Origin of the sequence: Pseudomonas sp. MN1F (genome assembly GCF_009391885.1) — a bacterium.
GTDB lineage: Bacteria > Pseudomonadota > Gammaproteobacteria > Pseudomonadales > Pseudomonadaceae > Aquipseudomonas.
The window spans coordinates 1-7,841 of record NZ_VZII01000074.1 but is presented as its reverse complement, the minus strand read 5'-3'; the positions used below and the strand labels follow the sequence as shown (position 1 = coordinate 7,841).

The following is a 7,841-nucleotide window of genomic DNA, read 5'->3' as shown; positions in this document are numbered from 1 at the left end:
ATTGCGGGAATAGCTCAGTTGGTAGAGCACGACCTTGCCAAGGTCGGGGTCGCGAGTTCGAGTCTCGTTTCCCGCTCCAAATCGTTGAACGAAGAAAGGGACGCAAGTCCCTTTCTTCGTTTCTGTCTGTCCGTTTTTTATCCCGAACCAGCGGTTCGTCGTTGGCGCAACGGGCCAGCCTCGCCCGTTGTGCCCATCCAGCGTGTCGCCCTACTTGTAATAGATCGTGAAATTGAGTGCGCTTTTGGCGATTCCGGGTGTGACCTCTGCGTCCACCTGATAGTAGCGGGCGTTGAAGTCGATGCGCATATCGCCCGGGGTGATTGCGCTCATGTCCAGCTCCTGGCCAAGCTCGGCGGGGGTCACACCGTCGCCTCGCAATACCTGCACGCCCAGGCCGGTCGCGCTGCCAGGGTCCCGGATCAGGCTGAACAAGCCTTTGCCGGCATCGATCACGGTGGCGCCCTTGGTCACGTCCAGCTTGACATGCACTCGCGCCTTGCCACTGGCCGGGTCGTCATCGCACTGGTTCAGGTAGATTTGGAAGGGGATCGAGGCTGTTACGGTGCCTACGCCCGTGAATATGTCCTTTTTGTGTTCGCCAAGTTCGACCGGGTCGGCACTGACGGGGTTGGCTCGCAGGGAGCATTGCGCCTGCATGACCGTGCCGTGCAGGCTGGCGTTCAGCACGCTGCCTACGCCAGTGAATGTGCCGCTGAACACTTCCTTCCCGGCAAACTCGTTCGGGCCCTGCGGTATGTCACCGGTCTTGATCACGGTGATATCGGTTTCCATATAGGTCGTGCGGATCGCTCCAGGGCTGGGTTTGTCCTGGTAGCCTTTATAAGGTATCGAGACAGGGCTTATCGGGACCCAGAGGTTGTCGCGTCCTCCCTGATACGGTATGCCCAAGGCGATGTGCACACCAACGCCGGGTATGTTGGTCTCCAGCACGCGGTCGGGGTCGATGCCGGCGACAGGCGGTAGATGGCGGACAACCAGTGGGGTGACAGTCAGGTTGACTTCGGCATAGTCACCGGCGACAGCCACCGGGCACAGGAGCACATCGCCCGTGGCGTTGGCGGTCCTCTTCATGCCGGTGGTGGCGATGACGGTGCCCGTCGGTGCATCGCGTGGCACCCACAGCGTGCCCAGGTCAATGTTGTACAGCAGTTTCCCGGTGGGCTGGCCGCCGTCCCATTTGCACAGGGCCAATGCATTGCTGCTGGCCAGCAGGCTCGTCAGGGCCAGGGGCAGGATCGCGCGTCGAGTGAATGAAGCAGTCATGGTGATCGATTCCGATGCCGGTAGGCGGGGTCAGGTCGTGGGGCAATTCAAGGTCTGTTGGTGGTAGCCCTGTGCTTGGTCCATGGTGGCGGGCTCGATCTGCAGTCGGCATTGCTCATGGCTGTCTTCGCCCCAGCGCAGGTGCAGCGCCTGGGCTTTGTCTTCGACCGCCAGCAAGGCCTGGCCGGCCTGGCCGACCACGCCCAGCGACGTGCCTGCGTCATCGTTGACCTGGGTGCCAAACGGCAGGGGCTGGCCGTCGGCATGCAGCAGGGTGAGGATCAGCCGGCTGACCTTGCGCGCGTCGAACCTGGCCTGCACGATCGCCCCGCGGCGCGGAGTCAGGTGCTGGACGCCGTTGTCGATCTGCACCTGCGGGCCCAGGTCGTCGGTGTCGAGTTCGAGCAAATTACTGCGGTAGGGCCTCAGGTACGGCACCAGCAGGTGGCCGCTGCTGTCGCTGCGGCTGCCAGGGGCGTTTTTCACGCCGACCCCGGCGATGTCTGGCACCTGCACCAAGGCATTGGTTTCGCCCAGATAACGGCCGAAGGTCAGGCCATCTTCGTGCAGCAACAGGCTGCCGCTGGCGTTGACCGATAGCGACCGGTAATCGTCGCTTTGCGTGTAGCCGGCGCCGACGCTGGCGTTGGCACCCTGGTAGCCGACCGAGAGGGCGGATGTCTGGTTGTGCCGTTCGTCGCGGCTGGCCGAGGCGACGTAGCTCAGGCGGTGGTCCAGGGCGCTGCTGGAGAGGCTGGCGCGCTGGCCGTGGGCGCCGTTGCGGGACGTCAGGTCGAGGTTGGCGCTGGAGGCGCGACCGAAGTCCAGGGGCATCGACAGGCTGAGGCCGAACATGCGGTCGTTCTGGCTGCGCTCGTTGAGTGACTGTGACGCGTAGAGGGTGAAGGTGACGTCTTTCAGGCGGGAGCTGAATTGCAATTGGTACTGGCGCAACTGCCGGTTGCTTTGCCAGTAGTCGTCCTGGGTCATGGTCAGGCTCAGGGCGCTGCGGATGCCCAGGCGCTGGTGGGCCGAGGCTTCCAGGCGGCTGCGACGGCTGCCGTGGTAAGCGCTGTAGGCGTTGCGTTCGCGCACCGCTTCGTCGTAGTCGCGATAGCCTTCGGTGGAATAGCGATAGCCGGCGAAGCGCAGGTTGGTGCCGGTATCGAACGCTTTGCCGTAGCGCGCGGCGAAACTGTGCCCGTGCACATTGCCCAGGGCGTTGCCCAAATCACTCTCGGCACGGGTCACATCGAACGACAGCGCGCCGATGTTACCCAGGTCGCGCGCGGCGCCCAAGGTGCCGGCGCGATAGTAGTCGCCGCCTTGCACGCCGCCATACAGGGTGGTGCTGGCGCTGCCACCGCGGGCCAGGGTCGCTTGCCACAGCAGTGGCGACTCGAGGTTTTCGGCGCCCTTGTAGCGGCCCAGGGTGGCGCTGTAGCGCCAGATACCTTCACGCAGCAGGTTGCTAAGGCTGGAATAGGGCTGGATGAAACGCCTGACCTGGCCGTCGGCTTCGGTGAGGACGATTTCCAGCTCGCCGCTGCCGCCACCTACGGCGAGGTCGTCGATTTCATAGGGGCCCGGGGCCACATAAGTGCTGTAGAGGGGGTAGCCGTTATGCAGCACTTCAAGCTTGGCACGGGTTTGTGCAACGCCGCGGATGATCGGAGCGTAGTTCTGCATCACATCGGGCAGCATGCCCATGTCCGAGGCCAGTTGCAGGCCGGTGAACGGCTGGCTGCGGAACACTTCGCCGTTGCTGGAGGTTTCGCCCAGGGTGAGGGTGCCGAAGCTGCCGGGCAGGTCGCGCTGGGCGTAGGTATTGGTGTGGGTCCAGCGTCGACTGCCGTCTTGGTCCTCGCGCAGGGTCTGGCTGCTGCGCAAGCGCCAGGGGCCCAGGTTCAGGCCGCCGTTGAGGTAAAGGTCCTGGTTGCTCTGGCTGCCAGCGTGGGCTTGGCTGCGCATTTGCGCAGAGGCCTGGTAGTTGATGAAGGCGGCATTGATGCCATAGTCCCATTGATCGGCGCTCGGCATGCGCGCCGAGTCCCGGTTCATGAAGGCCTGGGGGATGGACAGGTCCAGGCGCAGCTGGCGGCTGTCGAGCTTGACCGTGGCGCCGGGGGCGAGGGCTTCGAGGTCGAGGCAGCGGTCGTCGTCGGGCAACGGCTGCGCCAGGCTCTGCTCGCGCAGGCCGGCCTGGCGCAACAGGGCGGCGTCCAGGCACGGCTGCAGGGCGCGCTGGCCGTCGATATTGCTGAGGGCTACCTCGTGTTCGGCAAGGAGCACCAGGTTGACCCACACTTGCAGGCGGTAGCGGCCGGCGGCGAGCGGAGTTTCGGCGGCCAGGGATTGCAGGGCCAGGGCGCCGGCGTCCGCGGGCTGGCCGGGGGCCTGGTACATGAAGCTGGCGTCGAACGGCATCGCTTGAAGTTCGGCGTATGCGTTGCTCTGGCAGGTGATGAGCAGGCTGAAGCTACAGCATGAAAGGAGTAGAAGGCGTGACGGGTTGCGAATTGAAGGGGTAAACATCGGCATGATCCTATCGGGATACCGCCTTCGAGATGAATGCGCGTCAGTCATACTGGGTGCGGCAATTCAAATCATGAGCAAATGGCGGCAATGAGCTGGGCTCAGATAGAGGCACGATAGGGATAATGAGAGCGCGGGGATGTAAGGCACTTCTTGGCAAGGCGGGGATAAATCAGAAGACCGGTTTTGCTCTAAGAAAGCAGGGGCCCCAGTTGGGGCCCCTGCTGTTTATGGCTTACAACTAGTTGTATGAGGTGAACGGTCGATCGCGAAGGGCCTCCCACGTTTTGCCGTTTGTTCTATACAGGAGATGGCGCCAATTCCTTTGGTTGATATAGCTTGTCGTGTCAACTCCTCCTTGTGACGATATCGATGTTCGCGGTGAACTTGCCAGCGAACTTGCCTGCGTAGGTGCTGGTGAAGGTGCTGCTGAAGGTGCTGATGAAGGTGCTGATGAAGGTGCCGGCGACGGTGTTGAGTAGTCTACTGGCGGCGTGGGGGCACGCGGTGCTGGTGCTGCACTCGCTGTGTTCAAAGGTGAGGCTGCAGGTTGAGGCGCAGGCGCGGGCATCTGCTGTGCAGGGCCCGTAGATGGGGCGTTCGAAATTATACTTCCTCTTTGACTGCCAGCACCCGCACGCGACCCTGGAGTTGTAACTTTCCCCCCCGCCCCCTTGAAGTACCTAAACGCTCCCTTGCCTAGCATGCCTAAACCGACACCTGCGATGAATGCGCCAGCATATTTGATAATCGACTGTGTTTGACTGTTGCTGGTCATTTTATCTGCCAGGAAATACATGCCTGCGCCTACTGCGATAAGCGTCACGCCGATCACCATCGCGCCCACCGGTGGCAGCAAGCTGGCCAAAATTGCGCCCACCATAATGCCTGCGGCAAGCGCTCCGAAGTGCCCGAGAATGTCCATGAACCCGCCGCCCTTAGGCTCTTCCAAAGGATCGATATAAGGCGGCTTCGGATCCCGGCTTGGCACCGGCGAGGACCGGTGGCCCGTCGGGTCGACCCAGTTCACCGGGTTGCCGAGGGCATACATGTAGGGGTTGACCCCTGCATCTTCCTGGGGCAGTGAATCAGGGCTGTGGAAGCGCATCAGCCCAGGGTTGTAGGCGCGCAGGCCACGCCCCAGCAAGTACCAGTCGAGCAGTTGTTCTCGCACCTCGCCATTGAAAGACAGCAGGGCCTTGAGGCTGTCATCGTCGCCACGCTCTCCATACACGCTCAAGTGCGCCTGGCTGACGCCCCCGGCACTGTATTCGGCCGTCACCGACGCGGCATGGTCGGTGACCAGCAAGCGTGTGTCCTGCGGTTTGGCAAGGTTTTGCAGGCCAAGCGGGTGCGTGTCGCCGTACAGGTAGTGAACCTGCTCATTGCCCTGGGTAACCGCGCTCAAGCGGTAATCTTCGTAGCGGCGCAGCTGTTCGACCCCATCAGGCTGGGTTACACCCACCAGGTCATTGTGCGCATCGTAGCGATAACGCGACAGCACGCGTTGCCCATCGCTGCTGGTCACCTGCTGCAGGCGCCCGAAGTCATCGTAGGTCAGGGCGTTGCCCCACTCGTCATTGCACTGGTTGCCGTCCTCGTCATAGGTAAACGTCTGGAACTTCGGATAATCCTCTGCACCCGGGTCTTGCAGGTGCAAGCTGTGGCTCAGCTCGCGTAGCTGGAACCGGTCGTAGACATCGTCCGCATTCTCGGTGCCATACTCGAAGCGCCCGTCATCGGTGTTGCCGTCGTGGAAGGTGGTCTGGCAGCGGGTGAGGTTGTCCCACAGGTCGAACCGGAACACCTGCGCCGTGATGGAGCGGCCGGCGCGGTTACGTGGCAAGTAGGCCTCGGCGTCGCCCTCGTCCTCGAGCGTGCAGCTGACCTTGGTCAGCCGGTTCAGGCCGTCATACCTGAATGTTTCCAGCAGGCGCTGCTGACCGTCTTGCAGCGTGGCGCGGCTGTGCAGCAGATCGTTGTCTTGCCATACCAGTTGCATCGTTCGCGTGCTGCCGTCATCGAGCGCCACGCTGCGTTCGGATTCACGCCCCTGGTCGTCATACAACACGGTGCTGGTGACCTGTCGCTTGCTGACATTGTCGAGCGTGGTGGTCTGGTACAGACGCCCGTCAGCGTCATAGATGAACGTGGCTTCGAGGTAACCTCGCGTAGGCTGTTCCTGCCGCGCTTGCCTGGTCTGTTGCAGGCGCCCCTGGGCGTCGTACGTGTAAACGGTCTGCGGACCATTGCTGGCGGTGCGCTTGAGCGGGCGGCCCTGAAGCGATGTGTCGTGCGTGATGCTGTAGTCGAGCGTGTTGGTGGTCTTGTCGGTCCAGGTTTCTTCAAGCAAATAGCCCTGGTCGGTGTAGTCGTAGCTTCGCGTGCCTGCATTGTTTTCGGCCGAGGTCATTTCTGCGTCGGGCCTGGCGTAATCGAACAGGGCGTCGTCGTTGGCTGCCGTTGCCCCCTTCAGGGCGACCGAGGTGGGCTGTTGGGTCAGCTCCGGTGTGTAGGCATATTTGAGGATGCGGCCGGAGGCCTTCGTATGTTCGTCGACCAAGGTCGTCTGGCCGTGGTAGTTGAAGCGCTCGGTCCGCTTGCCGACGGTCAGCCTGGTCAGCCGGTCGAGGCCATCGAAGGTGCGCTCGCAGATGATGCTGCCTGGTCCGCCTTCTGCCGGCTCGAGTGACAGCTCGATGGTCAGCTCATCGGTACTGTGGCTGGCAAAGCGGCGCAGCAGCTTGCTGCCATCGGGGCGTTCGCTGCTGTCCATGCGCCCCCACACGTCGTAGGCGAGCTTGGTCTCCTGCTGCAGTGGGGGCCCCTCCAGGTCCAGAGGGTCGCGCAGGTGCTGCACCTGGCGCACGCAACGGCCGATACCGTCGTAGTAATACTGCATGCGCCCCACCAACTGCTCGTCAGTGTCAAGACGGCGGTCGCTGATCGGTTTGTCGAAGCGGTTGAACTCGCTGCTGGCAAACTGGCGCCACTTGCGTGGCCTGGCCTCGCCGTGACGTTCTTGCCAGGTGTCGACGATGAACCCTTCCTTGCCGAAGGGCGAGCGTTGGATGCACACCACGACGCCATCGGGCTGCTGGCTGGTCACGCGTTCGCCCCAGCCGTCATAGCCATAGGTGCTGGTCAGCGTGCGCTTTTCGTCGTTGTCCAGGTAGTCGTAGGTGGTTTCCGACGCGGTGCGGCCTGCGCTGTCGTATTGCGTCGTCTGCACGACGTGCCAGTTGCGCTGCCCGGTGCTTTTGTCTTCGGTTTCCCGGTCATGCTGGATAGGCCGGTTATACCCGTCGAACCAGGTGCGCGAGACCACGCCGTTGACATCCGTGACTTCTTCGTAGGGCTTGGCACCGAGCACGTAAGCGAAGGTTCGGCTCGCGGCATTGGCGCCATCGTCACCCATGACCGTCTCGGCCGTCATACGGTCGAGCACATCGTACTGATAGTGGATGTTTACCTTGTTGGCGTCCTGGTCGCGCATGAGCAGGCCGCTATGAATGGAATGCGCGCGGGCCACTGTGCGCTCTCTCAGGTCATGCGCCTTGAACGTCTCACGCACTTGCAGCAAGGTCTTTTGCCGGTTGTCGTCGTCGATCAGCGAATGGAAGAACGTCGACGTCGCAGTCTTGTCCTTGCCAGGGTCGGTCGCATGCTTGAGTGTCATCGCCTGCTGGGCCAGGCGGCCATGCAGGAAGGCGTTGTGCTCGCTTTCCTTGTACAGGCTGCGGGTGGTGGCCTGCAGAACCCGCTCGATGTCGCCATCCAGTACCTGTGACAGTTCTTCCTCGCGGGCATCGAGGAAGCCCTGGGCCGCCGCTGCCGTGCTCAGGGCAGGCACGGCTTGGTAGCGGTAACGGGTGCGCAAGGTGGCTGCCTGGCCTTCGCCGATCTTGGCCGGGTGTACCGTGCTGGTCTTGCGGCAGCGGGTGAACAGTAGTGGGTCGGGCGGGCAATCTTCACCTTCACCGGTCTGTGGATAATAGGTATGACGGGTATAGACCGTG

General features: G+C 62.6%; 3 protein-coding genes and 1 tRNA gene. 1 reads left to right on the top strand and 3 read right to left on the bottom strand.

What is annotated here, in order from left to right; genetic code table 11:
* Nucleotides 1–3 precede the first annotated feature (3 nt).
* Nucleotides 4–79: transfer RNA gene (locus F6X59_RS27960), tRNA-Gly, on the top strand.
* 131 nt (nt 80–210) lie between these two features.
* On the opposite strand, the gene F6X59_RS27955 is transcribed toward F6X59_RS27960, so the two are convergent.
* The 3 genes from F6X59_RS27955 to F6X59_RS28840 form a co-directional block, all read right to left on the bottom strand.
* Entirely contained in the window at nt 211–1,287 is a 1,077-nt protein-coding gene (locus F6X59_RS27955) for a fimbrial protein (RefSeq protein ID WP_152959297.1), read from the bottom strand.
* Between the two features lie 30 nt (nt 1,288–1,317).
* Nucleotides 1,318–3,714 carry a fimbria/pilus outer membrane usher protein gene (locus F6X59_RS27950; protein ID WP_256669544.1) on the bottom strand — a complete coding sequence of 799 codons (2,397 nt, stop codon included), beginning with the start codon at nt 3,712–3,714 and terminating at the stop codon, nt 1,318–1,320.
* A 349-nt stretch (nt 3,715–4,063) separates the two neighbouring features.
* Nucleotides 4,064–7,702 carry an RHS repeat-associated core domain-containing protein gene (locus F6X59_RS28840; protein ID WP_218572264.1) on the bottom strand — a complete coding sequence of 1,213 codons (3,639 nt, stop codon included), beginning with the start codon at nt 7,700–7,702 and terminating at the stop codon, nt 4,064–4,066.
* Nucleotides 7,703–7,841 lie beyond the last annotated feature (139 nt).

Bases quoted from the DNA above. Each gene is read 5' to 3' on its own strand.
- F6X59_RS27955 (WP_152959297.1), bottom strand. From the start codon at position 1,287: ATGACTGCTTCATTCACTCGACGCGCGATCCTGCCCCTGGCCCTGACG.
- F6X59_RS27950 (WP_256669544.1), bottom strand. From the start codon at position 3,714: ATGCCGTTCGACGCCAGCTTCATGTACCAGGCCCCCGGCCAGCCCGCG.